The sequence below is a fragment of the Arenimonas composti TR7-09 = DSM 18010 genome (genome assembly GCF_000426365.1).
In the GTDB taxonomy this organism is placed as follows: domain Bacteria; phylum Pseudomonadota; class Gammaproteobacteria; order Xanthomonadales; family Xanthomonadaceae; genus Arenimonas; species Arenimonas composti.
The window spans coordinates 44,072-70,470 of the sequence record NZ_KE384525.1 but is presented as its reverse complement, the minus strand read 5'-3'; the positions used below and the strand labels follow the sequence as shown (position 1 = coordinate 70,470).

The 26,399-nt window shown below is 72.3% G+C and carries 20 protein-coding genes, 1 tRNA gene and 1 pseudogene; 13 read left to right on the top strand and 9 right to left on the bottom strand.

The window, feature by feature from the left end:
• Positions 1-117: 117 nt before the first annotated feature.
• From murJ to K311_RS0113705, 8 genes are all read left to right on the top strand, one after another.
• Positions 118-1,686 (top strand): murein biosynthesis integral membrane protein MurJ, encoded by a 1,569-nt coding sequence (gene murJ, locus K311_RS0113740; RefSeq protein WP_026817769.1) that lies wholly within the window; start codon positions 118-120, stop codon positions 1,684-1,686.
• 40 nt (positions 1,687-1,726) lie between these two features.
• Positions 1,727-2,680 (top strand): bifunctional riboflavin kinase/FAD synthetase, encoded by a 954-nt coding sequence (locus K311_RS0113735; protein WP_026817768.1) that lies wholly within the window; start codon positions 1,727-1,729, stop codon positions 2,678-2,680.
• Between the two features lie 56 nt (positions 2,681-2,736).
• Positions 2,737-5,508: an isoleucine--tRNA ligase gene (ileS, locus tag K311_RS0113730; RefSeq protein WP_051240216.1), complete on the top strand. Its 2,772-nt coding sequence runs from the start codon at positions 2,737-2,739 to the stop codon at positions 5,506-5,508.
• A 56-nt stretch (positions 5,509-5,564) separates the two neighbouring features.
• Positions 5,565-6,068, top strand: a complete 504-nt coding sequence (gene lspA, locus K311_RS17110; protein ID WP_051240215.1) for a signal peptidase II — start codon at positions 5,565-5,567, stop codon at positions 6,066-6,068.
• 8 nt (positions 6,069-6,076) lie between these two features.
• Complete coding sequence (gene ispH / locus K311_RS0113720) at positions 6,077-7,027, top strand: 4-hydroxy-3-methylbut-2-enyl diphosphate reductase (protein ID WP_026817766.1); 951 nt, start codon at positions 6,077-6,079, stop codon at positions 7,025-7,027.
• Between the two features lie 90 nt (positions 7,028-7,117).
• Positions 7,118-7,193, top strand: a tRNA-Thr gene (locus K311_RS0113715).
• 105 nt (positions 7,194-7,298) lie between these two features.
• The gene (locus tag K311_RS17105) at positions 7,299-8,261 is read left to right on the top strand and encodes a diacylglycerol/lipid kinase family protein (protein ID WP_043797334.1); all 963 of its coding nucleotides are present in this window, start codon (positions 7,299-7,301) and stop codon (positions 8,259-8,261) included.
• A complete protein-coding gene (locus tag K311_RS0113705) occupies positions 8,258-9,055 on the top strand; it encodes a metallophosphoesterase family protein (protein ID WP_026817765.1) in 798 nt (265 codons plus the stop codon). The genes K311_RS17105 and K311_RS0113705 overlap by 4 nt, the downstream gene beginning before the upstream one ends.
• A gap of 139 nt (positions 9,056-9,194) precedes the next feature.
• Here K311_RS0113705 and K311_RS0113700 read toward each other — a convergent pair whose 3' ends face one another.
• The 4 genes and pseudogenes from K311_RS0113700 to lexA all read right to left on the bottom strand — a co-directional run bounded on the left by K311_RS0113700 (position 9,195) and on the right by lexA (position 15,301).
• Positions 9,195-12,449 (bottom strand): error-prone DNA polymerase, encoded by a 3,255-nt coding sequence (locus K311_RS0113700; RefSeq protein ID WP_425476587.1) that lies wholly within the window; start codon positions 12,447-12,449, stop codon positions 9,195-9,197.
• Entirely contained in the window at positions 12,446-13,909 is a 1,464-nt protein-coding gene (locus tag K311_RS0113695) for a Y-family DNA polymerase (RefSeq protein WP_026817763.1), read from the bottom strand. Before K311_RS0113695 ends, K311_RS0113700 begins: the two co-directional genes overlap by 4 nt.
• A 214-nt stretch (positions 13,910-14,123) precedes the next feature.
• Positions 14,124-14,693, bottom strand: a pseudogene (imuA, locus tag K311_RS17100) (translesion DNA synthesis-associated protein ImuA); the annotation flags it as partial.
• Positions 14,694-14,695: 2 nt separating this feature from the next.
• Positions 14,696-15,301 carry a transcriptional repressor LexA gene (lexA, locus tag K311_RS0113685; RefSeq protein WP_026817762.1) on the bottom strand — a complete coding sequence of 202 codons (606 nt, stop codon included), beginning with the start codon at positions 15,299-15,301 and terminating at the stop codon, positions 14,696-14,698.
• Positions 15,302-15,430: 129 nt separating this feature from the next.
• Here lexA and radA point away from each other — a divergent pair, with 129 nt between their 5' ends.
• The 4 genes from radA to K311_RS0113660 all read left to right on the top strand — a co-directional run bounded on the left by radA (position 15,431) and on the right by K311_RS0113660 (position 19,292).
• The gene (gene radA, locus K311_RS0113680; RefSeq protein ID WP_026817761.1) at positions 15,431-16,828 is read left to right on the top strand and encodes a DNA repair protein RadA; all 1,398 of its coding nucleotides are present in this window, start codon (positions 15,431-15,433) and stop codon (positions 16,826-16,828) included.
• 184 nt (positions 16,829-17,012) lie between these two features.
• Positions 17,013-17,792, top strand: a complete 780-nt coding sequence (locus tag K311_RS0113670) for a DUF4329 domain-containing protein (protein ID WP_043797336.1) — start codon at positions 17,013-17,015, stop codon at positions 17,790-17,792.
• Between the two features lie 11 nt (positions 17,793-17,803).
• Positions 17,804-18,256 carry a hypothetical protein gene (locus K311_RS0113665; protein WP_154659587.1) on the top strand — a complete coding sequence of 151 codons (453 nt, stop codon included), beginning with the start codon at positions 17,804-17,806 and terminating at the stop codon, positions 18,254-18,256.
• A 1-nt stretch (position 18,257) separates the two neighbouring features.
• Entirely contained in the window at positions 18,258-19,292 is a 1,035-nt protein-coding gene (locus tag K311_RS0113660; RefSeq protein WP_026817758.1) for a hypothetical protein, read from the top strand.
• Positions 19,293-19,298: 6 nt separating this feature from the next.
• On the opposite strand, the gene K311_RS0113655 is transcribed toward K311_RS0113660, so the two are convergent.
• On the bottom strand, positions 19,299-20,108 hold the full coding sequence (locus K311_RS0113655) for a cytochrome C assembly family protein (protein WP_026817757.1): 810 nt from the start codon (positions 20,106-20,108) through the stop codon (positions 19,299-19,301).
• Positions 20,109-20,223: 115 nt separating this feature from the next.
• Between K311_RS0113655 and ffh the strand changes: the two genes are divergently transcribed.
• On the top strand, positions 20,224-21,597 hold the full coding sequence (gene ffh, locus K311_RS0113650; protein WP_026817756.1) for a signal recognition particle protein: 1,374 nt from the start codon (positions 20,224-20,226) through the stop codon (positions 21,595-21,597).
• 12 nt (positions 21,598-21,609) lie between these two features.
• On the opposite strand, the gene K311_RS0113645 is transcribed toward ffh, so the two are convergent.
• The 4 genes from K311_RS0113645 to K311_RS0113630 are packed head-to-tail and all read right to left on the bottom strand — an operon-like array spanning position 21,610 to position 26,308.
• Positions 21,610-23,184: a DHA2 family efflux MFS transporter permease subunit gene (locus K311_RS0113645; RefSeq protein WP_026817755.1), complete on the bottom strand. Its 1,575-nt coding sequence runs from the start codon at positions 23,182-23,184 to the stop codon at positions 21,610-21,612.
• Between the two features lie 11 nt (positions 23,185-23,195).
• Entirely contained in the window at positions 23,196-24,386 is a 1,191-nt protein-coding gene (locus tag K311_RS0113640) for an HlyD/EmrA/EmrK family protein (protein WP_051240177.1), read from the bottom strand.
• A 22-nt stretch (positions 24,387-24,408) separates the two neighbouring features.
• The gene (locus K311_RS0113635) at positions 24,409-25,860 is read right to left on the bottom strand and encodes an efflux transporter outer membrane subunit (protein ID WP_026817753.1); all 1,452 of its coding nucleotides are present in this window, start codon (positions 25,858-25,860) and stop codon (positions 24,409-24,411) included.
• 1 nt (position 25,861) lies between these two features.
• Positions 25,862-26,308 carry a MarR family winged helix-turn-helix transcriptional regulator gene (locus tag K311_RS0113630; RefSeq protein ID WP_026817752.1) on the bottom strand — a complete coding sequence of 149 codons (447 nt, stop codon included), beginning with the start codon at positions 26,306-26,308 and terminating at the stop codon, positions 25,862-25,864.
• Positions 26,309-26,399: the final 91 nt, after the last annotated feature.

Below are 26,399 nucleotides of genomic sequence, written 5' to 3'. Positions count from 1 at the left end.
CGGCCGGCCCGGACGGGCGCGGCGAAAAAAGAGGGGTGGTGCGCGAAAGACCCGGAATTATGGGCGAGCGGCGCCGCCGAGTCAAACCATGCCTCGGCCCGCCGCCGGGGTGAGCCGATGAGCCGTCGCGGCGGCGGCCTGCTCCGCTCCACCGCCGTCTTCAGCGCGATGACCCTGCTGAGCCGGGTCGCCGGCTTCGTCCGCGACGTCGTGCAGGCCCAGTTGTTCGGGGCCGGCGCCCTGGTCGACGCCTTCGCGATCGCCTACCGGATCCCGAACTACCTGCGGCGGATCTTCGCCGAGGGTTCGTTCGCGTCGGCCTTCGTGCCGGTGCTGTCGGAACTGCGGCAGAAGGGCGACGCGGCGGCGCTGAAGGACTTCCTCGACCACGTCGCCGGCGCCCTGTGCGCGACCGTGCTGCTGGTCAGCGGCCTGGGTCTGCTGGCGGCGCCGCTGGTGGTCGCGGCGATCGCCCCCGGCGTGCTCGACGAGCCCGCGAAGTTCGCGCTGACCGCGGACCTCCTGCGCATCGTCTTCCCCTACCTGGCGCTGGTATCGATGACGGCACTGGCCGGCGCCGTGCTGAACAGTTTCCAGCGCTTCGGCCTGCCGGCAGTGACGCCGGTGCTGCACAACCTGGCGGTGATCGCGGCGATGCTGTGGCTGGCGCCGCTGCTCGAGCGCCCGGTCTACGCCCTGGCCTGGGGCGTGCTGGCCGCCGGGGTACTTCAGCTCGTGCTGCTGTGGCCGGCGATGGGCCGGCTCGGACTGCGGCCGCGGCTGCGCTTTTCGCTCCGGCACGAGGGCGTGCGCCGGGTCGGCAGGCTGATGCTGCCGACCCTGTTCTCGTCCTCGGTGGCGCAGCTGAACCTGATCGTCGGCACGATGTTCGCTTCCTGGCTGGTCGTCGGCAGCCAGAGCTGGCTGTACTACTCCGACCGCCTGATCGAGTTCCCGCTCGGCGTGTTCGGGGTGGCGCTGGGTACGGTGATCCTGCCTCACCTGTCGCGCCGCCATGCCGACACCGACGACGCCGGCTACGCCGCGGCCCTGGACTGGGGCTTGCGCACGGTGCTGCTGCTGGCGGTGCCGGCGGCGCTCGGCATGGCCCTGCTGGCCGAGCCGATGGCGATCACGATCTTCGAACGCGGCGCCTTCGCCGCCGACGACAGCCGGATGACCGCGCTCGCGATGACGGCGATGAGCCTGGGCATTCCCGGCTTCATGGCCAGCAAGGTGCTGCTGTCGGCCTTCTACGCCCGCCAGGACACGAAAACGCCGATGCGGGCAGCGGTGATCACCGTGTTCGTCAACGTCGGCCTGACGGTGGCGATCACCACGCCGCTGTGGCTCGGCGACGTGCCCGGGGCGCATGCGGGCATCGCCCTGGCGACGGCCCTGGCCGGCCTCACCAATGCCTGGCTGCTGTGGCGCTACCTGCGCCGGGACCGGGGCTTCCGGCTCGGGCCGGGCTGGGGCCGGCACCTGCTGCGGCTGGCGGTGGCCAGCGTGGCACTGGCGACCGCGGTGCTCGCGGCCTCGCAGGCGGTCGGCGACTGGCGGGCCTGGGCCGGGGCCGCGCAGTGGGGCCTGCTGCTGGCGGTGGTCGCCGCCGGCGCCGGCGCCTACGGCCTGGCGCTGCTGGCGCTGGGCTGGCGTCCGCGCGAGCTGCGTGGGCTGCAGTGAGCCGGCGCGGGCGCGTCGCGGCTGGCATAATTCCGCGTCTATGAGCAGGCTGTTCCGGGACGTCGAGGGCGAGTCTCCTTGCCCGCACGGCAGCGTGGTGTGCATCGGCGCCTTCGACGGCCTCCATCGGGGTCATCGGGCGCTGGTCGGCCGCGTTCGCGAACGTGCGTCCGCGACCGGGCTGGCGGCCGCCGCCGTGAGCTTCGAACCGCTGCCCCGCGAGTTCTTCGCCCCCGCCGATCCGCCGACCCGGCTGAGCCTGCCGCGCGCCAAGTTCGAGGGCCTGCGCGACCTGGGCATCGACGTCGTCGGCCTGCTGCGCTTCGATCGCGCGATGGCGGCGATGCCGGCGCGCGAGTTCGTCGAGCGGGTGCTGGTGCGCCGGCTGGCGGCGCGCGAGGTCTGGGTCGGCCACGACTTCCGCTTCGGCCACCGCCGCGCCGGCGATGTCGCCCTGCTCGGCGAACTCGGCGCCGAGCTCGGCTTCAGCGCGCAGGTTTTGGCGCCGGTCTGCGTCGACGGTGGCCGGGTGTCGGCGAGCGCGCTGCGCGCCGCGCTGGCGGCCGGCGAGCTCGAGACCGCCGCGCGCGGCCTCGGCCGCCGCTACGCGATCGCCGGCAAGGTCGTGCGCGGCGCCCAGCTCGGGCGCCGGCTCGGCTACCCTACGGCGAACCTCCGCCTCGGCGGCAAGCGGCCGCCGCTCGGCGGCATCTTCGCGGTGTGGGTGCACGGCGTCGGCGAGGCGCCGCGGGCCGGCGTCGCCAGCCTCGGCACCCGGCCGATGGTCGACGGCGTCGAGCCGCTGCTCGAGGCCCATCTGTTCGACTTCGACGGCGACCTCTACGGCCGCCGCATCGAGGTCGAGTTCGTCGCGAAGCTGCGCGACGAGATGAAGTTCGCAGACCTGCCGGCGCTGGTCCGGCAGATGGATGAAGACAGCGCGCAGGCCCGACGGATCCTGCGCGCGGACGGGCAACCCGGAGTTTCGGCGTGAGCGACAGCGGCAAGGACTACAAACACACGATCAGCCTGCCGGAAACGGCATTCCCGATGCGCGGCGACCTGCCGAAGCGGGAGCCGGCGATGCTCGCGCAGTGGCGCGACGACGGCCTGTACGCGCGCATCCGCGCGAAGGCCGCCGGCCGGCCGCCGTTCGTGCTGCACGATGGCCCGCCGTATGCCAACGGCGCGATCCACATCGGCCACGCGGTGAACAAGGTGCTGAAGGACGTCGTCGTGAAGTCGCGCCTGCTGGCCGGCTACGACGCCAGCTACGTGCCGGGCTGGGACTGCCACGGCCTGCCGATCGAGCTCGTCGTCGAGAAGAAGTTCGGCAAGGTCGGCGACAGGCTCGACGCCGCGCAGTTCCGCGCGAAATGCCGCGAATACGCCGGCGAGCAGATCGCCGGGCAGTCGCGCGACTTCCAGCGCCTCGGCGTCACCGGCGACTGGGACCATCCCTACCGCACGATGGACTTCGCCTTCGAGGCGGACATGCTGCGGTCGCTGGCGAAGATCGTCGAGCGTGGCCACCTGAGCCGCGGCGTCAAGCCGGTGCACTGGTGCTTCGACTGCGGCTCGGCGCTGGCCGAGGCCGAGATCGAATACGCCGACAAGCAATCGCCGATGGTCGACGTCGCCTACGACGCGCGCGACCCGAAGGCGCTGGCGTCGAAGTTCGGCGTGCAGGTAGACGAGGCGACGATCGTCGCGATCCCGATCTGGACGACGACGCCGTGGACGCTGCCGGCCAGCCTGGCGGTCACCCTCGGCGCCGGGATCGACTACGTGCTCGTGGAAGGCCCGGCCCGCGGCGACCGCCGCCAGCTGCTGGTGCTCGCCGCCGACCTCGCGGAAGCGGCGCTGCAGCGCTACGGCGTCGGCGAAGTCGTCGAACTCGGCCGCACGGCCGGCGCCGGGCTCGAGCACGTCGCGCTGGCGCATCCGTTCTACGAGCGGGTGATCCCGGTGATCCTCGGCGAGCACGTGACCACCGATGCCGGTACCGGCGCCGTGCACACCGCCCCCGGCCACGGCCAGGAGGACTACCAGGTCGGCCTGAAGTACGGCCTGCTCGGGAAGTACTCGACGCCGGAACTGAACCCGGTCGGCGGCAACGGCGTCTACCTGCCGGGCACGCCGCTCTTCGCGGGCCAGTTCATCTGGAAGGCGAACGGCACGATCGTGCAGCTGCTGGCCGAGCGCGGCGTGTTGCTGGCGGCCGGCAAGCTGCAGCACAGCTACCCGCACTGCTGGCGGCACAAGTCGCCGGTGGCTTTCCGCGCCACGCCGCAGTGGTTCATCTCGATGGAGCAGGCGAACCTGCGTCGCGACGCGCTCGACGCGATCCGCGGCGTGCAGTGGGTGCCGGGCTGGGGCGAGGCGCGCATCACCGGCATGATCGAAGGCCGTCCCGACTGGTGCATCAGTCGCCAGCGCACCTGGGGCGTGCCGATCGCGCTGTTCATCCACAAGGTGAGCGGCGAGCCGCATCCGCGCAGCGTCGAGCTGATGCGTGCGGTCGCCGACCGCGTCGCCGAGGCCGGTGCCGATGCCTGGTACGCGCTCGATGCCGCCGAGCTGCTCGGCGCCGAGGCGGCCGACTACGAGAAGGTCACCGACATCCTCGACGTCTGGTTCGATTCCGGCGTCACCCACGAGGCGGTGCTCGCCGCCCGCGGCATCGGCAAGCCGGCCGACCTGTACCTCGAGGGCAGCGACCAGCATCGCGGCTGGTTCCACAGCTCGCTGCTGACCGGCGTCGCGATGGACGGCGCCGCGCCGTACAGGGCGGTGCTGACGCACGGCTTCGTCGTCGACGAGAACGGCCGCAAGATGTCGAAGTCGCTCGGCAACGTGGTCGAGCCGCAGAAGGTCATCGACGCGCTCGGCGCCGACGTGCTGCGCCTGTGGATCGCCAGCACCGACTACACGATGGAGATGTCGTGCAGCGACGCGATCCTGAAGCGCAGCGCCGACAACTACCGCCGCATCCGCAACACCGCGCGCTTCCTGCTCGGCAACCTCGCCGGCTTCGATCCGGCGCGGCACCTGCTGGCGAACGGCGAACTGCTGCTGCTCGACCAGTGGGCGGTGCATCGTGCGCATGCGCTGCAGGCGCAGATCGCCGAGGCCTACGAGCGCTACGACTTCGCCGCGGTGATCGCCGCGGTGCAGAACTTCTGCACCAACGACCTCGGCGCGATCTACCTCGACGTGACCAAGGACCGGCTGTACACGATGCCGGTCGACAGTCGCGGCCGGCGCTCGGCGCAGAGCGCGATGTTCCGCATCGCCGAGGCCTTCGTGCGCTGGATCGCGCCGATCCTCGTCTTCACCGCGCAGGAGATCTGGCAGCACCTGCCGGGTGAACGCGACGAACACGTGCTGCTGTCGACCTGGTACGACGGCCTGGCGCCGCTGCCGGCCGACGCGGTGCTGTCGGCCGACGACTTCGCGAAGCTGCTCGAACTGCGCGAGGCGGTCGCCCGCGTGCTCGAGCCGATGCGCGCCGACGGCGCCATCGGCGCCTCGCTCGAGGCCGAGGTCGAGGTGCTGCTGCCGCCGGAACAGCAGGCGCGGCTGGCGCCCGTCGCCGACGAGCTGAAGTTCTTCTTCATCACCTCGCGCTTCACGCTGAAACCGACCGACGGCGCGCCGGTGGAAACGCCGTGGATCCACGCGGTGTCGACCACGCACGGCAAGTGCGTGCGCTGCTGGCACTACGTCGCCGACGTCGGCAGTCACGCCGATGATCCGGGCCTGTGCGGCCGCTGTGTGAGCAACGTCGCCGGGGCCGGCGAAAACCGGCGGTGGTTCTGATGGCGGCGACCGGACAGGGCGGCCTGCGCGGCGATTTCGCCCGTTTCCGCGCCGCGCTGCAGGCGCCGCCGCGGCCCGACGCGCTGGCCTGGCTGCTGCTGTCGGCGCTGCTGATCGGTATCGACCAGTGGACGAAGCTGCTGGCGCTGAAGCACCTCGCGCCCGGCGAGCGCATTCCGGTGATCGACGGTTTCTGGAACTGGACGCTGCACTTCAACCCCGGCGCCTCGTTCGGGATGCTCGCGGACGCCGGTGGCGCCCAGATCTGGCTGTTCGGCGGCCTCGCGGTCGCGATCAGCGTCGCGCTGTCGCTGTGGCTGCGGGTCACGCCGCGTGGTGACTGGCGCACCGCGCTGCCGCTGGCGCTGGTGATCTCCGGTGCGCTCGGCAACCTCATCGACCGCGTGCGCATCGGCAAGGTCGTCGACTTCGTCGACTGGTACATCGGCGAGCACCACTGGCCGGCCTTCAACGTCGCCGACAGCGCGATCGTCGTCGGCGCGATCCTGCTGGTGCTGTTCAGCTTCCGCGCCGACAGCGGCGCGGCGAAAGGAGGATGATCGCGGCCATGGACGTCCTGCTCGCCAATCCCCGTGGTTTCTGCGCCGGTGTCGACCGCGCGATCGAGATCGTCAAGCGCGCGATCGAACAGCTCGGCGCGCCGATCTACGTGCGCCACGAGGTCGTGCACAACCGCTTCGTCGTCGAGGACCTGCGCCAGCGCGGCGCGATCTTCGTCGAGGAACTGGACGAGGTGCCGGCCGGCGCGACGGTGATCTTCAGCGCCCACGGCGTCTCGCAGGCCGTGCGCGCCGAGGCCGAGCGGCGCGGGCTGAAGGTGTTCGACGCGACCTGTCCGCTGGTGACCAAGGTGCACATCGAGGTCGCCCGGCATTGCCGCGCCGGCCGTGACGTCGTGCTGATCGGCCATGCCGGCCACCCCGAGGTCGAGGGCACGATGGGGCAGTGGCGGCGCGAGCACGGCGACAACCACATCCACCTGGTCGAGGACGTCGCCGGTGTCGCCCACCTGCAGCCGACGCAGCCGGACAACCTCGCGTACACGACCCAGACCACGCTGAGCGTCGACGACACCCGCGAGATCATCGCGGCGCTGCAGGCGCGCTTCCCCAACATCCAGGGCCCGCGCCACGACGACATCTGCTACGCCACCCAGAACCGCCAGGACGCGGTACGCCAGCTGGCGCAGCGCTGCGACGTGGTGCTGGTCGTCGGCTCGGTGAACAGCTCGAACTCCAACCGCCTGCGCGACGTCGCCGAGAAGATGGGTGCCCGCGCCTACCTCGTCGACGGCGCCGAACACATCGACCCGACCTGGGTCGCCGGCGCGCAACGGGTCGGCGTCACCGCCGGCGCCTCGGCCCCCGAGGTGCTGGTCGAAGGCGTCATCAGCCGCCTGCGCGAGCTCGGCGCCGCCCGCGTCGAGTCGCTGGAAGGCGAGCCGGAAAACGTCGTCTTCGCCCTCCCCAAGGAACTCCGCATCGCCCTCGTGGACTGAGCGATGCCTGCTGTAGGAGCGCCTTCAGGCGCGATGCGCACGCTCCAAATTGACCCGCCCCGCACCCTCCCCGTAGAATCCGCGGCCCACGCCGGAATAGCTCAGTTGGTAGAGCGGCGCATTCGTAATGCGTAGGTCGCAGGTTCGACTCCTGTTTCCGGCACCAGGTCACGAAGCCCCGCTCCGGCGGGGCTTCGCTTTTCCGGCGCCGGGCACCCAGGGTGCGGCCACCTTGATCCGCCGCTGACACCACCGCCGCCACAGTGCCGCGATGGACGCTCGCACCCGGAGCGCGCCGCCGGCGGCGGACGCGCCTTTCGTCATCGTGATCAATGCCGGTTCCGGCCACGGCGACGCCGACGAGGCGCGGCGGGCGATCGCCGGCGTGCTCGACGCTGCCGGCCGCCGGCACGCCTTCGTCGAAATCACCGATCCGGCGGGCATCGAGGCCACGGTCGCCGACGCGGCCCGGCAGGTGCAGGCGTCGAACGGGGTGCTGGTCGCCGCCGGTGGCGACGGCACCCTGAACGCGGTCGCGCGGCGTGCGCTCGCCGACGACCTGCCTTACGCGGTGCTGCCGCAAGGCACCTTCAACCTGTTCGGGCGCGAGCACGGCATTCCGCTCGAAGCCGCGGAGTCGGCGCGGGCGCTGCTGCGGGCGCAGCCGGCGCCGGTGCAGGTCGGCCGCGTCAATGGCCGGCCCTTCCTGGTCAATGCCAGCCTCGGTCTCTATCCCGAGCTGCTCGAGCGCCGCGAGGACGACAAACAGCGTTTCGGGCGCCACCGCGCCGTCGCCTATTTCTCCGGCCTGGTGACCCTGCTGCGGGAACGGGTGCTGCTGGAACTCGATATCGAGGGCGAGGGCGGTTCGCGGCGCGTGCGCACGCCCTCGCTGTTCGTCGGCAACAACCGGCTGCAGCTCGACATGGTCGGCATCGAAGACGCCGATCCGCAGCGCGACCACGAGCTGACCGGCGTGCTGGTGAAGCCCTGCGGCTGGTGGTCGCTGCTGTGGCTGGCGCTGCGCGGGGCGCTCGGACGCCTCGGCGACGCGGAGAACATCGAGACCTTCGCCTTCCGCCGGCTCACCGTCGTGCCGCGGGGGCCGCGTCGCTGCAAGCTGGCGCTGGACGGCGAGATCCTGCACATGGAGGCGCCGCTGGTCTTCGACGTGTCGCCACGGCCGCTGCGCCTGCTGCTGCCGGCCCCGGCGGACCGGGTGGCGCCGGAATGAGCCTGCTGCTGCACGTGTCCGACACCCACTTCGGCACCGAGCAGCCGGAAGTGGTCGAGGCGGTGGTCGCACTGGCGCAGCAGCGGCGGCCGGACGTGCTGGTGCTGTCCGGCGACCTGACCCAGCGCGCGCGCCGGCGGCAGTTCGCGGCGGCGCTGCGTTTCTGCGAGCGGCTGGCGGTGCCGCGCTGGCTGGTGCTGCCGGGCAACCACGACATCCCGCTGTTCGACGTGTTCACCCGCGCGTTCGCGCCGTACCGCGGCTTCGTGCGCCGCTTCGGGGCCGACTTCGCGCCGGAGCTCGACCTCGACGACGTGCTGGTGATCGGCGTCAACACGACACGCCGCTACCGGCACAAGCATGGCGAGGTGTCGGCGGCGCAGGTCGCGGCGGTGGCGGCGCGGCTGCGGGCGGCGCGGCCCGAGCAGGTGCGGATCGTCGTGACCCACCAACCCGTCGACCTGCCGCCGGAGCGCGATCCGAAGAACCTGCTGCGCGGGCGCGAGCGGGCGGTGCCGGCCTGGGTCGAGGCGGGCGCCGACCTCGTGCTCGGTGGCCACATCCACTGGCCCTTCGTGCGGCCGCTGTCGGCCTCCTTCCCGCAGCTGCGGCGGTCGGCGTGGGCGGTGTCGGCCGGCACCGCGGTGTCGTCGCGCGTGCGCATGCAGGTCGGCAATTCGCTGAACCTGATCACGACCCACGGCGACGGGCGGGTGGTGGTCGAACGCTTCGATTTCCGGGCGGGAGCGGGCTTCGGGGTCGTCGACCGCCACGACCTGCAAACCGCGGGTTGACCGCCGGGGTTAACAACTGGGGTCAGATTCCTTCGTTAAGACGGGGGGGCGGCTCGGGAACCCGAGTGTCTGCGGCCGTCTTAACGAAGGAATCTGACCCCAGTTGTTAACCCAGTTGTTAACCCCAGTTGCGAAGCGCTCAGCGGAAGTCGCGGGAGGGGGCGTGCAGGCCGCCGGCGAGGGCGCTTTCGTCGAGCAGGCGGGTGGCGATCAGGTGGCGGACGCCGTCGACGGTTTCCCAGCGTCCCTCGACCCCCATCAGCGTCGATTCGACCAGCACCCGCCGCTGGCGTTCGCCGAGGGCATGCCAGACGACGACATTGACCATGCCGTGCTCGTCCTCGAGGGTGACGAAGGTGACGCCGCTGGCGGTCTGCGGCCGCTGCCGCCCGGTGACCAGGCCGGCGAAGCGCACCGCGCTGCCGTGGCGCGTGTTCTCAAGTTCGCAGGAGGCGCGGTAGCGGCGCGCACGCAGCCGCGGCCGCAGCAGGCGCAGCGGATGCGGCCCGAGCGACAGCCCGGTGCGCGCGTAATCGGCGAGCACATCCTCGCCGACCGCCGGGACCGGCAGCGTCACCGCGTCCTCTTCCGGCGAGCCGGCGAACAGATCCGTCTGCTTCTCGACACCGGCCACCGCCCAGGCCGCGCGATGCCGGTGCCCGGCGAGCCCCTGCAGCGCCCCGGCCTCGGCGAGCAGGGTGCGCGAACGCGCATCGAGCTGCGCCCGCCGGCACAGATCCTCGACGCCGGCGAAGGCCTGCGCCGCCCGCGCCGCGACGATGCGTTCGGCGACCGCCTGCGCGAGCCCGGCGACCTGGCGCATGCCCAGCCGCAGCAGCGTCCGCGCATCGCGCGGGTCCTGGCCCGGCGGCCGTGCCCGCGCGCCGCGTTCGCCCACCGCCACCGCTTCCAGCGTGTTGTCCCAGAAGCTGTGCCGCACATCGACCGGACGCACGCCGACCCCGTGCCGGCGCACGTCCTGCACGATCTGCGAGGGACTGTAGAAACCCAGCGGCTGCGCGTTCAGCAGTGCGCAGGCGAAGGCGGCCGGGAAGCGGCACTTCAGCCAGGCGCTGACGTAGGTCAGCAGCGCGAAGCTCGCCGCATGCGATTCCGGGAAGCCGTAATCGGCGAAGCCCTCGATCTGCGAATAGATGCGTTCGGCGAAGGCGCGCTCGTAACCGCGCGCCTGCATGCCGGCGAAGAGCTTGTCGCGGAACTCGCCGAGGCCGCCGCGGCGCTTCCAGGCCGCCATGCCACGGCGCACCGCATCGGCCTCGCCGGCAGTGAAGCCACCGGCGACCATCGTCAGCTCCATCACCTGTTCCTGGAACAGCGGAATGCCGAGCGTGCGCTCCAGCACCGGCCGCAGTTCGTCCTTCGGATAGTCGACCGCTTCCTTGCCCTGCCGGCGCGCGAGATAGGGATGCACCATGTCGCCCTGGATCGGCCCGGGACGCACGATCGCCACCTGGATCACCAGGTCGTAGAAATCGCGTGGCTGCAGCCGCGGCAGCATCGCCATCTGCGCCCGCGACTCGATCTGGAACACGCCGACGGTGTCGGCGGCGCGGATCATCGCGTAGGTCGCCTGCTTCGCCGCCGCCGCGCGTTCCGGCGCGTCGTCCTGCGCGAGCAGGATCGCCGACGGCGTGAGTTCGAGCGCATGCGTGTCGCGCAGCAGCTGCAGGCATTTGCGCACCGCGGTCAGCATGCCGAGCGCGAGGCAGTCCACCTTCAGCAGGCCCAGCGATTCCAGGTCGTCCTTGTCCCATTCGATGATCGTGCGTTCGGGCATCGCCGCGTTCTGCAGCGGCACCAGCCGCGACAGCGGCGCGTCGGAGATCACGAAGCCGCCGACGTGCTGGCTCAGGTGGCGTGGCATGCCGACCAGTTCCGCGGCCAGGGCCAGCACCCGGCGGATCGGCGGCGACTCGGGATCGAAGCCGCGTTCGCGCACGCGTGTGGCGGCGTCGTCGAGGTCGTCCCACCAGCTCAGCGAACGCGCCAGCTCGTCGACCTGATCCGGCGGCAGCCCGAGCGCCTTCGCGACGTCGCGCACCGCGCTCCTGCCGCGGTAGCAGATCACCGTCGCCGCCAGCGCCGCGCGTTCGCGGCCGTATTTTCGGTAGACGTACTGGATCACTTCCTCACGCCGCTCGTGCTCGAAGTCGACGTCGATGTCCGGCGGCTCGTCGCGCTCCTTCGACAGGAAGCGGCCGAACAGCAGGCGGGTATGGGTCGGGTCGACCTCGGTGATGTGCAGCGCGTAGCAGACCGCCGAATTGGCCGCCGAGCCGCGGCCCTGGCAGAGGATGCCCTGCTCGCGGGCGAAGCGGACGATGTCCTCGACGGTCAGGAAGAAGGCCTCGTACTGCAGCTCCGCGATCAGCCGCAACTCGGCGCGCACCTGGCGCACGACATCGGCGCGCACGCCATCGGGCCAGCGCCGGCGCAGGCCGCGGAAGCTGAGCCGGCGCAGCCAGCTGCGCAGCGTGTGTCCGGCCGGTACCAGCTCGCGCGGGTAGTCGTACTTCAGGCTGCCGAGGTCGAAGCGGCAGCGTTCGGCGATGCGCAGCGTCTCCGCGAGCAGTGCCGGCGGATGGATCGCCGCCAGCGCGCGGCGCGTGCGCAGATGGCGTTCGCCGTTCGGGAACAGCAGCGCTCCGGCCTCGGCGACGGTCACGTGGTGGCGGGTCGCGCTCAGCACGTCCTGCAGCGCGCGCCGGCCGCGCACGTGCATGTGCACGTCGCCGGCGGCGACCGGCGGCATCGCCAGTTCTTCCGCGAGCGCCAGCAGCTGCGCCAGGCGGGCGTCGTCGTCGGGACCGCGGTGCAGTTCCACCGCCAGCCAGCAGCGGTCGGGGAAATGCTGCTGCAGCCAGCGTGCCTGCTCCGGTTCGGGTTCGGCACCGGGCAGCCACAGGGCGAGCAGGCCGGCGCACGGGTCGCCGTCGTCACCGTCTCGGCGGCCACCGGCGTCGCCGCCATCGCCTGCATCGGCGGCGAAATCGCCACGGTCGATCCGGTAGTTTCCCTTCTCGCTGCGCCGGCGGCCGCGGGTGATCAGCCGGCCGAGGTTGCGGTAACCGGTGAGGTCCTCGACCAGCAGCACGCAGCGCAGGCCGTCGTCGAGGGTGAACTCGGCGCCGGTGATCAGTTTCACTCCGGTCTGCTTCGCCGATTCCCAGGCGCGCACGATGCCGGCGAGCGTGCATTCGTCGGTGATCGCCAGTGCCGTATAGCCCTGCTGCCGCGCACGCTCGAACAGCTCGCGCGCGCTGGAGGCGCCACGGCCGAAGCTGAAACTGCTCAGGCAATGCAGTTCGGCGTAACCGGGCAGCGACGCCGACGGCGCCGCCGGACGCGGCGGCGGCGGAAGCGCGGCGCTCACGCGAACCAGCCGTGCAGCAGGAAGGGACCGTCGCGATCGCCGGCGGCGCGGAAGGCCCAGGCGCGCTGCCCGCTGGCGGTTTCGACCACGTAGTAGTCGCGGCGCACGTCGCCGTCGTCCCACCAGCCGCTCTCGATGCGCTCCGGTCCGGCCAGCACCCGCGGCGACGGTCCACGCAGCGGGATCGGTCGCGGCAGCAGCCAGGTCGGGCGCGGCGGCAGCGTCGCCGGGTCGGGCAGGGCGGGGTGGCGGGTCGAGGGCGCGGGGGAGGCGGGGCGCTGTGCCCGTTCCGGGCGATGGTCGGGCGCCAGTTCCAGCCGCATGACTGCCGCCGCACCGAGCCGCGCCTGCAGCCGCGCCTGCAGTGCCGGCCAGTCGAGCGCGCTGGCCGGGCGCTGTTCGAACAGGTCGCGGCTGGCCGGCACGAAGGCCGGCAGCTCGTCGGCGCGCAGGCCGAGCGCGCGCACCGGCGCCGCCACCGCCTGCCGTTCCAGCGCCAGCTTCGCCAGCTCGAACAGCCGCGCCGGCTCGCGTTCCGGTTCGACCAGGCCGACGCTCAGCTCGCTCGGCGGCCGCAGATCGTGTTCGAACACCAGGCTGAAGCGGGCGACGCCGCCATCGCGGCCGGCGAGGAAGACCGCGAGGTCGGCGAGCAGGCGGCGCAGCGGGAACAGCAGGCCGGTGCTGTAGTGGATCTCGTCGTCGAACTCGAAGCGGGCGGCGAACACGTCCGGCGGCTGCCAGTAGCTGCGCAGGTCGGGGGCGTCGCCGGTCAGGCGGTCGAGGACCTCGAGGAAGCCGGCGCCGAAACGGCGCTGCAGGCCGGCCCGCGGCAGCGCGAACAGCTGCCGCAGCCGGCGCACGCCCATGCCGGCGAGGGCCTCGCGGCTGGCGGTGTCGAAGGGCGCCAGCGCCAGCGGCAGCGCGGCGAGGGCGCGCCGCATCGTTTCGTGGTCGCCGACCGCCAGGCCATCGTGGGCGCGGGCGAGGGCCTGCGCCGCCAGCGGCGTCGGTGCCACCGCCAGGGTGTGCGCGAGCTGCAGTTCGTGCAGGTCGGCGCGCAGCAGGCGCTCGAAGCGGGGCCAGGGGCCGAACAGGCCCATCGAGCCGCCGACCTCGAGCCAGACGGTGTCGGCGCCGTCGCTGCAGACCTGGCCGGAATAGCGGTAGGCCCAGGCGGCGACCAGTCCGAGCAGGCGCTCGGCTTCGGCGGCGTCCCAGGGCACCACGACCAGGCCCGGACACAGCGCCGTCGCCGCCGCCAGCGCCTGCCCCGGTGCGACCCCGGCCGCACGTGCGCCGGCATTCGCCAGCACCACCCGTCGCCGCTGCGGCGGCCCGGCCGCCAGCACCAGCGGCGCCGCCGGATCCGCCTGCCGGCGCAGCGCCGCGTCGAGGCTGCGGTGCGGCAGGTGCAGGGCAGCCCAGAGCTGGCCGGGGTCAGATCCCTTTTCCCGCATGGGACACCCCGCCTTCGGCCGGCCTCGCGAGCGGGAAAAGGGCGCTGATTCCGGTGGTTTCCCCGGCCGGCGAGAAACGAGAAACGAGGAACGGGAAACGAGTCGCGCCTTCGGCGCGGCGCGCGGCGCGCGAGTGATGAGTGGCCGCGCCGCGCGCGCCCTCACTCGTTACTCGTTCCTCTCCACTCGTTACTCGAATCTCGTCGCCCGCCCGCCCCCCCCGGCACTTCACCACCCGCACCCGCCCGCCCGCCGCGACCTGCAGCCGCAGCGCCGCCGGCGAGGGCTGCCGAACGGCGGTCGGCGGACGGAACAGGAAGCCGGGCGCCTGGCCGGTTTCGGCGGCGACCTGCAGGCGGCGCAGGCAGCGGTCGTCGGCACGTGGCAGCCAGCCGACGACGGCGCCGCAGGCCTGGCTGCGCAGGCACTGCTCCAGCGCCCAGGCGGTCTCGCCGCCGCTGTCGACCAGGTGCAGCCGGGTCGGATCGAGGCCGGCCCGCAGCAGCGCCGGCAGGCAGGGGCGGTAGGGCGGGTCGACCCAGACGATCTCGCGCCCGGCCGCCGTCAGCCGCACCAGCGCCGGCAGCAGCAGGGACAGTTCGCCGAGGCCGTCGAGGTCCGGCAGCAGTTCGCTCAACGCCGCCTCCGGCCAGCCGCCGCCGGGCAGCACCGCGTCGAGTGCGGCGAAGCCGGTCGGCAGCCGCGCCGGCGCGTTCGCCGACACCTGGCCGCGCCAGAGCTGGCGACTGGCCAGCAGCGGTTCGAGGGACACCACGGCGTTCATGCCTAACCCCGCCGCAGCAGGCCGCAGTACACGCCCTCGATCGCGAACACGCTGCCGGCCGGGACCTCGATCGGTGCGTGCTCGGGATTGCGCGGCAGCAGGGTGATGCGGTCGCGGCGGCGCTTGAGCCGCTTCACCGTCAGTTCGCCGTCGAGGCGGGCGACGACGATCTGGTTGTCCTGGGCGTCGGGGGTGCGGTGCACGGCGATCAGGTCGCCGTCGAAGATGCCGTCGTCGCGCATCGAATCGCCCTTCACCCGCAGCAGGTAATCGGGGCGCGGGAAGAACAGGGCGCGGTCGAGCAGCAGGTGGCCCTCGAACTCGGCGTCGCCGATCGGCTCGCCGGCGGCGACCCGGCCGAGCACCGGCAGGGCCAGCCCATTCGCCGGCGCCGGTGCGTCGCGCAGCACGATGCCGCGCGACTTGCCGGGCAGCAGGCTCAGCACCCCCTTGGCCTCCAGCGCCTGCAGGTGGGCCTGGGCCGAGCGCGGCTGCGAGAAGCCGAACTCGCGGGCGATCTCGGCCAGGGTCGGCGGCAGCCCGTGGCGCGCGACCTGGGCGGTGACGAAGTCGAGGATGGCCTGCTGGCGGGCGGTGAGGGCTGTCATGGCACAAATATATGTGGTATTCCTGACGTCCGCCAGAGGCGAATGCCGACAGCCTGTGCCGACGCCGGCTCAGGGCCTGAGACCGCCGGCGGGCTAAATTCACTTCCCCGACCAAGGACCCCGGAACCGATGGCCAAGGCCCGAACCGCCTACGTCTGCAGCGACTGCGGCGCCTCCTCGAACAAGTGGCAGGGCCAGTGCGGCGAATGCGGCGCGTGGAACACGATGAGCGAGTTCGTGGTCGAGCCGGCCGGTCCGGGCAAGGCCGCCGCCCCGGCCCGCCACGCCGGCTGGGCCGGGCGTCCGCAAGCCGCCGGGGTCACCGCGCTGAAGGACGTCAGCCAGGACGCCGAGGTGCGGCTGTCGACGACCATCGGCGAACTCGACCGCGTGCTCGGCGGCGGCCTGGTCGCCGGCTCGGTGGTGCTGGTCGGCGGCGACCCGGGCATCGGCAAGTCGACGCTCCTGCTGCAGGCGCTGGCGGCGATGGCGGCGCAGGTGCCGGCGCTCTACGTCACCGGCGAGGAATCGCTGGCCCAGGTCGCCGGCCGCGCGCAGCGCCTCGGCCTGCCGCTGGACAACCTGCATGCGCTGGCCGAGACCGGCATCGAATCGATCCTGGCGCTGGCGGCGGCCGCGAAGCCGACGCCGCGGCTGCTGGTCGCCGACTCCATCCAGACCCTGTGGAGCGAACTGCTGACCGCCGCCCCGGGCTCGGTCAGCCAGGTGCGCGAGAGCGCCGCGAAGCTGGTGCGCTACGCGAAGGAGACCGGCACCTCGGTCTTCCTCGTCGGCCACGTGACCAAGGAGGGCGGCATCGCCGGTCCACGCGTGCTCGAGCACATGGTCGACGCGGTGCTGTATTTCGAGGGCGAGTCCGGCTCACGCTTCCGCGTGCTGCGCGCGTTCAAGAACCGCTTCGGCGCGGTCAACGAACTCGGCGTGTTCGCGATGGGCGACAAGGGCCTGCGCGAGGTGCCGAATCCCTCGGCGATCTTCCTCTCCGGCGCCAGCACCGCCCAGCCCGGCAGCGCGGTGATGGTGACCCGCGAGGGCACGCGGCCGCTGCTGGTCGAGGTGCAGGCCCTGGTCGACGATTCGTCCCTGTCGAATCCGCGCCGGGTCGCGCTCGGCCTCGAGCAGAACCGGCTGGCGATGCTGCTGGCGGTGCTGCACCGGCACGGCGGAGTCGTCACCGGCGACCAGGACGTGTTCGTCAACGTCGTCGGCGGCATCCGCGTGCAGGAAACCGCGGCCGACCTGCCGGTGCTGCTGGCCGTGCTGTCCTCGCTGCGCGACCGGCCGCTCGCCGAGAAGACCGTCGCCTTCGGCGAGGTCGGCCTCTCCGGCGAGATCCGCCCGGTGCCCAACGGCGAGGAGCGCCTGAAGGAAGCGGCGACGCACGGCTTCCGCCGCGCGATCGTGCCGCGCGCGAACGCCCCGAAGAAAGGCGCCTACAAGGACCTCGAGGTGATCGCGGTCGAGCGTCTGTCCGAAGCGCTCGATGCGGCCGCCGAAGGCGGCTGAAGCGCGTCTTCGTGACGTCGCGAAACTGGTAGCGAATCACTGACGCCCTTCGTGGCGGTGGCGGGAATTCCACGCCCGCATCGCGCCGATGTAAGCGTCCTTGAGCGATGCCGCGCGCACGATCGCGAAGTCGGCGTTTTCCATCTCCCTATACTCCGCGCGCCTTCAACAACGGGGAGATGCAATGAAGCGCGCAAACCTTCGCAGCACGATGCTGCTCGCGGTCGCGGCGATGTTCGCGACGTCACTCGATGCCGCCGCGCAGTCGGTCGACATCGGTGGCCAGACCTGTTCCAACAACTACTCGCTCTACGACTACTTCAGCAACGGCGAATACATCGGCAGTGCCTGGGAAGTGGACGGGGTCAGCTGCACCGCCAACCCCGGTGCCGGCTTCGACTACGACTTCAGCGCCCCCGGCAGCGGCGGCGGCACCGGTCCGGCGACGCCCGCCTGCCGCTCCACCGATCCGGCGGTCGCGAACACGCATACCGACGCCCTCGCGGTATCGGCGTCGACCGACATCAAGTCGCGCCCCGACTACCGCAACCGCGAATACGGCGCACTGATCTACCGCGACGCCGGCGGTGCGCTGCGGATGACCGCGCTGGTGCCGGGCACCGCGACGTCGGTGACCTTCAGCCTCTCCCAGCTCGGCGTGACCGCATCGAGCATCGTCGGGATCGTCCACAACCATCCGTACAACGTGTACAACACGAGCCCGCAGGAACTGCAGATCAACCTGAATCCTTCGGTGGGCGACTGGAACACCGCCGCCGAGATGGTCGCGCACGGTGCGAACCCCAACGTGCTGCAGCTCTACGTCGTCGGCACCGACGGGGCGCTGCGCGAGTTCGACTACAATAACCGCGCTGCCTACGAGCCGCGTCGGACTCCCCAGGGCTATGGCGTGACGCCCGGGGACAAGGTCCCGACGAACCTCGTCGCCACCCCCTGCCCGTGAGCCGTCCGCCGATGAAGATCCTCCATTGCCTTTCCGCCGCGCTCGTCGCGGCCCTGCTGGCGGCGCCTGCCGCCGCCGGCGACGACGTGATGCTGCAGAACTTCCTGCCGGCGAGCCGGGCGACGACCGACGTGTTCCAGTGCACGCCCGGGCACGGTCCGGACGTGCGCATCGAGGTCACGTATGCGCTCGACGCGAAGGGGCCCGGCGATTACGCGTCGCGGCTGGTCGCGCTCTCGGTCGACGGCGTGGCGCTGGACGCCGAGCGCGTTTCGGAAGTGAACGACTTCGTCGGTACCGGCCGCCTCACGGCCGCCTCGGCGGCCTGCAGTGGCGAGAACGTGCGCGTTTCGCTGCAGGTGTTCCGTCCCGAAAGCATCGAACCGGGTGATTGCCTGGACGCGGCCAACCAGAACATCTCCGTGCTGTTCGAAGGCCGGCCGCGCACGCTGCGGATCCTCTGACGTGACCCGCCGGCAGGTCGGTCCGGCGCTCGCGGCCGCCGTGGCCGCGGCGCTCGCCGCGCTCGTCTGGTGGGGTGGGTGGGCGACCGGTGGCGACACGCCGCCGGTCGCCGCGGAAGGGCCGTCGGCGCCGGCATCGCCTCCGGCTGCAGAATCCGCCGAACGGCGGCCGGCGCTCGCGCCGGAGGTCGCGATGGCGAGCCTGCCGCCGCTCGACACCCCGCTCGCCAGCACGCTGCCGACGCTGGAGTCCCTGGCAAGGCAGGGCCATCCCCGCGCCGCCTGTCGGCTGGCGGCCGAACTCGAACGCTGCGCCGCACTCCCGGTCGCGCAACACCAGCACGACCGCTGGCTGGCCGAACGCCGGCAGGCGCTCGAACTCGCCCGCGTCGGCGAGAACGCCGCGGCCGCCCGCGACTTCGCCGCCGCGTTCGAGGCCGAACTGGCGCGGCGGGAAGGCGTGCTCGCCGAGATGGAGCGCCATTGCGCCGGTGTTCCGGAAACGCCGGTGACCGCGCGCCTGGAACGCTGGCGGACGGCGGCGCGGCTCGGCGATCCGACCGCGATCCGCCAGTACGCCGGTGGCCGCGTGTTCTCCTGGGCCGACATCGTCGAGAACGCTGCCGCGATCCCCGATTACCGCCGCGAGGCCGGGCCGATGCTGCAGGCGCTGGCGCGCGACGGCGATCTCGAGGCGACGCTGCTGCTGGCGGCGGCGCATTCGCCGCTGCGCGACGACTGGCGCGGCCTGCTCGCGCAGGTGATGGGCAGCGACGGCGCCCGCTCGCTGGCGCTCTACCGGCGCGCGCTGGCCGCCGCGAGCGGCGTCGACGCGCACCGGGCGCGCACGCTGGTGTCGGACATCTCGCAGCAGATCGAGCAGCTCGAACACGCGCTGACGCCCGAAGAGCTGCAGCGTGCCCGCCAGCTCGAACTCGACTTCGACACCTGGGCGCCGGTGGATCCGGCGCCGGCGGCGGAACGGCCGATCGGCGCCTTCGGATCGCTGCCGCCGGCGCCCCCGGCCGCCTGCTGAGCCCGCCTACAGGCGGTGCAACACCAGTTCGTAGACGAACTTGCTGCCGAAGAAGGCGAGCAGCAGCAGGGCCATCGCCACCAGGGTCAGCTTCACCGCGCGCGGCCCACGCCAGCCCCAGCGCCGGCGCCCGAACAGCAGCACCGCGAGCACGATCCAGGACAGGATCGACAACACCGTCTTGTGGCCGAGGTCCTGGGCGAACAGGTCGGCGACGAAGACGACGCCGGTCAGCAGGGTCAGGCTCAGCAGCACGAAGCCGACGCCGAGGCTGCGGAACAGCAGGGTCTCGGTCTGGGTCAGCGGCGGCAGCAGGCGCAGCCAGCCGCCGAGATTGCGCCGGCGCAACGCCCGGTGCTGGAACCACAGCATCAGTGCCACCAGCGCCGCCACCGCCAGCGTCGCGTAGGCGAGCAGGGCGAGCAGCGCGTGCAGCTGCAGCGGCCAGCCGAGCGCGCCCTGGGCGCGGCCGCCGCCGCTGGCGGCATAGGCGACCAGCGAGACCGCCGCCAGCGGGAACACGAGGATGCCGAGCGCTTCGATCCGCTGCCCCGGACCGAAGGCCGTCGTCAGCGCGGCCATGCCGAGCCCGACCAGCGACAGCGCCGCGAAGAAGTGCAGGTCCGGGCCGCCGAGCCGCTGCCAGGCCAGCGCGTGCACGGCCACGTGCAGGCCGATCGCGGCCAGCGCCAGCGGCAGCCAGCGACGGGAACCGGCCGGCGACGACGCCGCGGCCGCGATCGCGCCGGCCAGCTGCGGGCTGGCGGTGGCGTAGAGCAGGGCGGCGAGCAGGGACAGGACGAGGGCGACGGACATGCGGCGAGTTTCGCACACGCTGCGAACCGTTCTCGACCCGCACGCGCCGGCTGGCACGGGCCGCTCACGCCGCGGCGCTATACTTCGCGGCCCTACCGCTGCACCCCGGAATCCCATGTTCGAGTCGCTGACCCAGCGCCTGACCGGCACCCTCCAGCGCCTGCGCGGCCATGGCCGCCTGACCGAGGACAACATCCGCGAGGCCACCCGCGAGGTGCGCATCGCGCTGCTCGAGGCCGATGTCGCGCTGCCGGTGGTCTCGGCCCTGATCGAGCGCATCAAGGCGCGCGCGGTCGGCCAGGAAGTGCTGACCTCGCTGACGCCGGGCCAGGCCCTGATCAAGATCGTCCGCGACGAACTCGCCGAGGTCATGGGCGCGGCCGCCAGCGAGCTGAACCTCAACGTGCAGCCGCCGGCGGTGATCCTGATGGCCGGCCTGCAGGGTGCCGGCAAGACCACCACCGTCGGCAAGCTCGGCAAGCACCTGAAGGAACGGCGCAAGAAGAAGGTGATGGTGGTGTCCGCCGACGTCTACCGTCCGGCGGCGATCGAGCAGCTGCGCACGCTCGCCGGCCAGGTCGGCGTCACCTTCTTCCCCTCGGATGCCGGCCAGAAGCCGGTCGACATCGTCCGTGCGGCGATCGCCGAGGCGAAGAAGACCTTCATGGACGTGCTGATCGTCGACACCGCCGGTCGCCTGGCGATCGACGAGGCGATGATGGCCGAGATCCAGGCCCTGCATGCCGCGATCGACCCGGCCGAGACCCTGTTCGTCGTCGACGCGATGACCGGCCAGGACGCCGCCAACACCGCCAAGGCCTTCGCCGACGCGCTGCCGCTGACCGGCGTCGTGCTGACCAAGACCGACGGTGACGCCCGCGGCGGCGCCGCGCTCAGCGTGCGCCACATCACCGGCAAGCCGATCAAGTTCGTCGGCGTCGGCGAGAAGCCCGACGGCCTCGACGTCTTCCACCCGGACCGCGCCGCCAACCGCATCCTCGACATGGGCGACGTGCTCAGCCTGGTCGAGCAGGTGGAGTCGCAGGTCGACCAGGAGAAGGCGAAGAAGCTCGCCGAGAAGGTCGCCAAGGGCAAGAAGTTCAATCTCGAGGACATGCGCGAGCAGCTGGTGCAGATGCAGAACATGGGCGGCCTGCACGGGCTCATGGACAAGCTGCCGGGCATGGGTTCGGTGCCCGAGCACGTGAAGAACCAGGTCACCGGCAAGGAAGTGCCGCGGATGGTCGCGATCATCGATTCGATGACGAAGAAGGAGCGGCGCAATCCCGGCCTGCTCAATGGCTCGCGCCGCGCCCGCATCGCCCGCGGCTCCGGCACCACCCCGGCCGACGTCAACCGCCTGCTGAAGCAGTACCAGCAGATGGAGCAGATGATGAGCAAGCTCTCGCGCGGCGGCATGAAGGGCCTGCTGCGCGGCATGAAGGGCATGATGGGTAGCGGCTTCCCGGGGCGCTTCCCCGGCCGCTGAGGCGCGCCGCCGTCAGTGATCGCCGCCGGGCGGCCGCGCGCCCTTGGCGGTGAACGGCGGCTTCGCGATCCAGACGAAGGCGATCACCGCGAGGAAGATCATTCCGAGCAGGTGGAACATCTCGTTGAAGCCGAGCTGCGCCGCCTGCTGGCCGATCTGCTGGTCGAGGACCATCGCCCCGCGCTGCAGGTCGCCCTGGCCGAGCTGCAGCAGCAGCGCCTGCGTCGACGGATCGTGGGCGCCGATGTGCTCGGTCAGGCGCGCGTGGTGCACGGTGCTGCGCTGGTTCCAGGCCCAGGTCGTCAGCGACGCCGCGAAGCTGCCGCCGAGCGTGCGCACGAAGGTCGCCAGTCCGGAACCCGCGGCGATCTCGTGCGGTTCCAGGTCCGACAGCAGGATCGACAGCATCGGCATGAAGAACAGCGCCACGCCGAGGCCCTGCACCAGCTGCAGCTCGGCGACGCGCGCGAAGTCGACGTCGAGGTTGAAGCCGGCGCGCAGGAAACTGGTCGAGGCCATCACCACGAAGGCGATGCTGGCGAGCACGCGCAGGTCGACGCGGTGCGCGTACTTGCCGACCGCCGGCGCCAGCAGCACCGGCAGCACGCCGATCGGCGCGGTCGCGAAACCGGCCCAGATCGCCGTGTAGCCGAGATTGCGCTGCAGCCACAGCGGCACCATCAGGCTGATCGAGAAGAAGGCCGCGTAGGCCACGACCATCGCCAGCGTGCCGGCGGCGAAGTTGCGGTGGCGGAACAGGCGCAGGTCGACGATCGGGTCCTTTTCGGTCAGTTCCCAGATCACGAACACCGTCAGCGCCACCACCGCGATCACCGACAGGATCACGATCTGCGTCGACGCGAACCAGTCGTGCTCGTTGCCGAGGTCGAGCACGATCTGCAGCGCGCCGACGCCGAGCACCAGGGTCGCCAGGCCGATGTAGTCCATCTTCTGCCGCTGCGGCTGCTCGGGCCGCCCGCGCAACTGCGTGCCGACGATCCAGGCGGCGAACACGCCGATCGGCACGTTGATGAAGAAGATCCATTCCCAGCTGTAGTTGTCGGTGATCCAGCCGCCGAGGATCGGCCCGGCGATCGGCGCCACCACGGTCACCATCGCCAGCAGCGCCAGCGCCTGGCCGCGCTTGTTCGCTGGATAGATCGACAGCAGCAGCGCCTGCGTCACCGGATACATCGGCCCGCAGACGAAGCCCTGCAGCGCGCGCGCCGCGACGAGCATGCCCATGCTCTGGGCGATGCCGCACAGGAAGGAGGCGACCACGAAGGCCAGCGTCGCCCATATGAAGATCTTCGTCTCGCCGAAACGGCGGGTCAGGAAGCCGGTCAACGGCAGTGCGATCGCATTGCTGACCGCGAACGAGGTGATGACCCAGGTGGCCTGGTTGGCGCTTGCGCCGAGCGTGCCCGAGATGGTCGGCAGCGAGACGTTGGCGATCGTGGTGTCGAGCACCTGCATGAACGACGCCAGCGCGAGGCCGACGGTCGCGAGCGCCAGGCTCGGCGGCCGGAACGCGGCGGGCGCCGACGGCGCCGCCGGCTTGCCGGTGGCAGGCGTGGGAGAGGCCATCGCCGACGCCGTCAGCCGTGCGCCGGCGGCAGGTTGCGTTCGATGATGTCGGCGATCACGGCGTCCACCGCCTCGAGCTGGCCGCCGTAGGCGGCGGTGCTGAGGTGGGGGGCGGCTTCCGCGCGCGGCGCCGCCAGCACCGGCCCGCTGGCATCGTGCACGTCGACGTCGACGTGCATGCTCAGGCCCAGGCGCAGCGGGTGTTCGGCCAGCGACGCGGGATCGAGTTCGATGCGCACCGGCACCCGCTGCACGATCTTGATCCAGTTGCCGGACGCGTTCTGCGCCGGCAGCAGCGAGAACGCGCCGCCGGTGCCCATGCCCAGGCTGACGACCCGGCCGGTGTATTCGACGTCGCCACCGTAGAGGTCGGCATGCAGGCGCACCGGCTGCCCGAGACGCATGTCGGCGAGCTGGGTCTCCTTGAAGTTGGCCTCGACCCACACCTGCTCCAGCGGCACCACGGTGGCGAGCGCGGTGCCGGCCGACACGCGCTGGCCGAGCTGCACGTGGCGCTGCGCGACATGACCCGAGACCGGCGCGACGATCTTCGTGCGCTGCAGGTCCAGCCAGGCCTGGCGGACGCGCGCCGCGGCGGCCGCGACCTGCGGATGCTCGCGCAGGGTCACCGCGTCGACGAGGGCGCGGCTGCGGGCCAGGTCGCCTTCCGCTCCGGCCAGCGCCGCTTCGGCGGACGCGAGGAGCTCGCGGGCATGCGCGAGCTCTTCGCCGGAAATCGCTCCGCTGGCGACCAGGTCCTCGCGGCGGCGCACGTCCTCCCTCGCCTGGCGCACGGCGATCTCGCGCGCGCGGCGCTCGGCCTGGCCGGCATCCACCGCGCTGAAGAAGCCGCGCACCTGGCGCACGCTGGCGGCGAGGTCGGCGACGGCCTGGTCGTAGGCGACCCGGGCGTCGTCGGCGTCGAGCTGGACCAGCACCTGGCCGGCCTCGACGCGGTCGCCTTCCTCGGCGGCGATCGCGACGACGGTGCCGCCGGTCTGCGGCACGACGTCGACGACATTGCCCTGCACGTAGGCATCGTCGGTGTCGACATGCCAGCGGCCGTGCAGCAGATACCAGCCGCCCCAGCCGGCGATGCCGGCGACGACGAGGGCGAGCACGCCCAGCAGGGCGCGCCGGCGTCGGCCGTTGCTGGCGGGCGCCGGCGCGGGGACGGGATGCGGAGTGATTTCGGTGGTCATGGTCGCTGCCGTCAGGCGGGAATCAGGGGGAGTTCGTGGCCGGCGGCGTCGCGAACCGGAGGCCACCGCCGAGCGCCTGGTCGAGGTCGACCGCGGCGAGATAGCGCTGTGCCTGCAGGGTCGCGAGCTGCTGTTCGAGGTCGAGCAGGGGCCGGTGCGCGGCGAGCACGTCCAGGCGCGAGCCGACGCCCGAGCGCTGGCGCGCTTCCGCCAGCGCCAGCGCCTCGGACGCCGCGTCGCGGGCACGGCGCAGCGCTTCGTCCTGGGCCTGCAGCGCCGCGACGGCCTGCACCGCGTCCGCCACTTGCTGCAGCGCGGTCGCGACGCGGCCGTCGTAGGTCGCCACCGCGAGGTCGTAGTCGGCATCGCGGCCGTCGAGCTCGCCACGCAGGCGGCGCCCCTCGAATACCGGCAGCGTGACCGCCGGGCCGCCGAAACCGAGCAGGGCGTCGCTGGCGAACAGCGCGGCGGGATCGCCGCCGACCAGCCCGATCAGACCGCTGAAGTCGACGTTCGGGCGGAATTTCGCCTCGGCCGCGTGGATGCGCTGCGCCGCGGCCTCGGCGCGCCAGCGCGCGGCGACCACATCGGGCCGGCGGCCGAGCAGGTCGCTCGGCAAGGAAGCGGGCAGCGCCGGCGGGGCGGCGGCGAGCAGGCGCGGCCGCTCCAGGGCAAGGCCGCGGTCGGGACCGGCGCCGAGCAGGGCGGCGATGGCGTTGCGGGCGCTCTCGATGCGCTGCTGCGTGGCGTGATGGCGCGCCTGCACCGCCGCGACGGTCGCCTCGGCATCGCGCAGCCCGCGGCTGCCGTCGATGCCGGCATCGACGCGCTGCTGCACGAGCCGGCGCACTTCCCCGGCGCGGGCGAGTTCGCGGCCGGCGATGTCTTCGGCCGCACAAGCCTGCGCGAATCCGACGTAGGCACGGACGACCGCAGCGGCGAGTTCGAGCCTGGCCGCCTGTGCCTCGACCTCGACCGCGCGGGCCTCACCGAGTGCGGCGGCGTAATCGGCGCGGTGCCCGCCCCAGAGGTCCAGCGGCCAGGCGAAGTTCACCATCAGCACGGCGTTGTGCATCGGCCCGTCGCCGGCGAGCGAGCCCGGCAGCTGCGCCAGCGCGTACTGGCCGCTGGCGCTGGCGGCGGGGCGGCGCGCGGCGTCGGCGAGACCGGCCTGGGCGCGAGCCCGGCGCAGGCGGGCGTCGGCGGCGGCCAGCGAAGGGCTGCCGCGCAGCGCCTCGTCGACGAGGGCGTCGAGCTGGGGATCGGCGAAACCGCGCCACCAGGCGAGATCCGGAAAGCCGGCGTCGGCCAACACGATGTCTCCGACGCTGCGGCGCAGGCCGGCGGCATCGGCGTCGTGCAGCGTGGCGGCGGGGGCCAGGCCGCCGGTGCTCGCGCAGCCCGCGGTCAGCAGGGTGACGAAGGCGGCGATCGTCGCCGCGGACGTGCGGCGACCGAAGGTGCGGGCGGACATGTCAGGCGTCCCGGGAGGAAAGGTTGTCGCGGACGTGTTCGAGCAGCGCGACGAATTGCCGCTGCTGGTCGACGCCGAGGCCGGCGAGGGCGGCGTCGCGGACGCGTTCGCCGCATTCGGCGATGTCGGCGGCGATCGCGCGGCCGGCGGCGGTCAGGTGGATGCGCAGGGCGCGCCGGTCGTCGGGGTCGGGGACCCGTTCGACCAGGCCGCGTTCCTGCAGCCGGTCCAGCAGGCGGGTCATCGCGCCGCCGCTGAGCTCGGCGATGCGCGCCAGCTCGGTGGCACCGGCGACGCCGTCGGCGAGCTTCTTGATCGTCAGGAACTGGCTGAAGTTCAGGTCGTGGCCGGCCCCGATGAGCTCGTGCTCCCAGCGTTCGCGCATCGCGTCGCGTACCTGGCGGACGAGCAGGCCGAGCTGGGAACCGGTGGGGCGGGAGGGGGTCATGCGGCGGCATTTTAGTAGCCTTTGCAATAATTGCAAGGGCAACTAATTGCCTGCAGGGAAAAGGAAGGCGCGTGTGGCGCCACGAGTCGCG

Bases quoted from the DNA above. Each gene is read 5' to 3' on its own strand.
- K311_RS0113640 (WP_051240177.1), bottom strand. From the start codon at position 24,386: ATGACCACCGAAATCACTCCGCATCCCGTCCCCGCGCCGGCGCCCGCC.
- ffh (WP_026817756.1), top strand. From the start codon at position 20,224: ATGTTCGAGTCGCTGACCCAGCGCCTGACCGGCACCCTCCAGCGCCTG.
- K311_RS0113630 (WP_026817752.1), bottom strand. From the start codon at position 26,308: ATGACCCCCTCCCGCCCCACCGGTTCCCAGCTCGGCCTGCTCGTCCGC.
- K311_RS0113655 (WP_026817757.1), bottom strand. From the start codon at position 20,108: ATGTCCGTCGCCCTCGTCCTGTCCCTGCTCGCCGCCCTGCTCTACGCC.
- ileS (WP_051240216.1), top strand. From the start codon at position 2,737: ATGCGCGGCGACCTGCCGAAGCGGGAGCCGGCGATGCTCGCGCAGTGG.
- K311_RS0113695 (WP_026817763.1), bottom strand. From the start codon at position 13,909: ATGCGGGAAAAGGGATCTGACCCCGGCCAGCTCTGGGCTGCCCTGCAC.
- K311_RS0113665 (WP_154659587.1), top strand. From the start codon at position 17,804: ATGAAGATCCTCCATTGCCTTTCCGCCGCGCTCGTCGCGGCCCTGCTG.
- K311_RS0113735 (WP_026817768.1), top strand. From the start codon at position 1,727: ATGAGCAGGCTGTTCCGGGACGTCGAGGGCGAGTCTCCTTGCCCGCAC.
- lexA (WP_026817762.1), bottom strand. From the start codon at position 15,301: ATGACAGCCCTCACCGCCCGCCAGCAGGCCATCCTCGACTTCGTCACC.
- K311_RS0113645 (WP_026817755.1), bottom strand. From the start codon at position 23,184: ATGGCCTCTCCCACGCCTGCCACCGGCAAGCCGGCGGCGCCGTCGGCG.
- murJ (WP_026817769.1), top strand. From the start codon at position 118: ATGAGCCGTCGCGGCGGCGGCCTGCTCCGCTCCACCGCCGTCTTCAGC.
- K311_RS17105 (WP_043797334.1), top strand. From the start codon at position 7,299: ATGGACGCTCGCACCCGGAGCGCGCCGCCGGCGGCGGACGCGCCTTTC.
- ispH (WP_026817766.1), top strand. From the start codon at position 6,077: ATGGACGTCCTGCTCGCCAATCCCCGTGGTTTCTGCGCCGGTGTCGAC.
- radA (WP_026817761.1), top strand. From the start codon at position 15,431: ATGGCCAAGGCCCGAACCGCCTACGTCTGCAGCGACTGCGGCGCCTCC.
- K311_RS0113705 (WP_026817765.1), top strand. From the start codon at position 8,258: ATGAGCCTGCTGCTGCACGTGTCCGACACCCACTTCGGCACCGAGCAG.
- K311_RS0113670 (WP_043797336.1), top strand. From the start codon at position 17,013: ATGAAGCGCGCAAACCTTCGCAGCACGATGCTGCTCGCGGTCGCGGCG.
- K311_RS0113635 (WP_026817753.1), bottom strand. From the start codon at position 25,860: ATGTCCGCCCGCACCTTCGGTCGCCGCACGTCCGCGGCGACGATCGCC.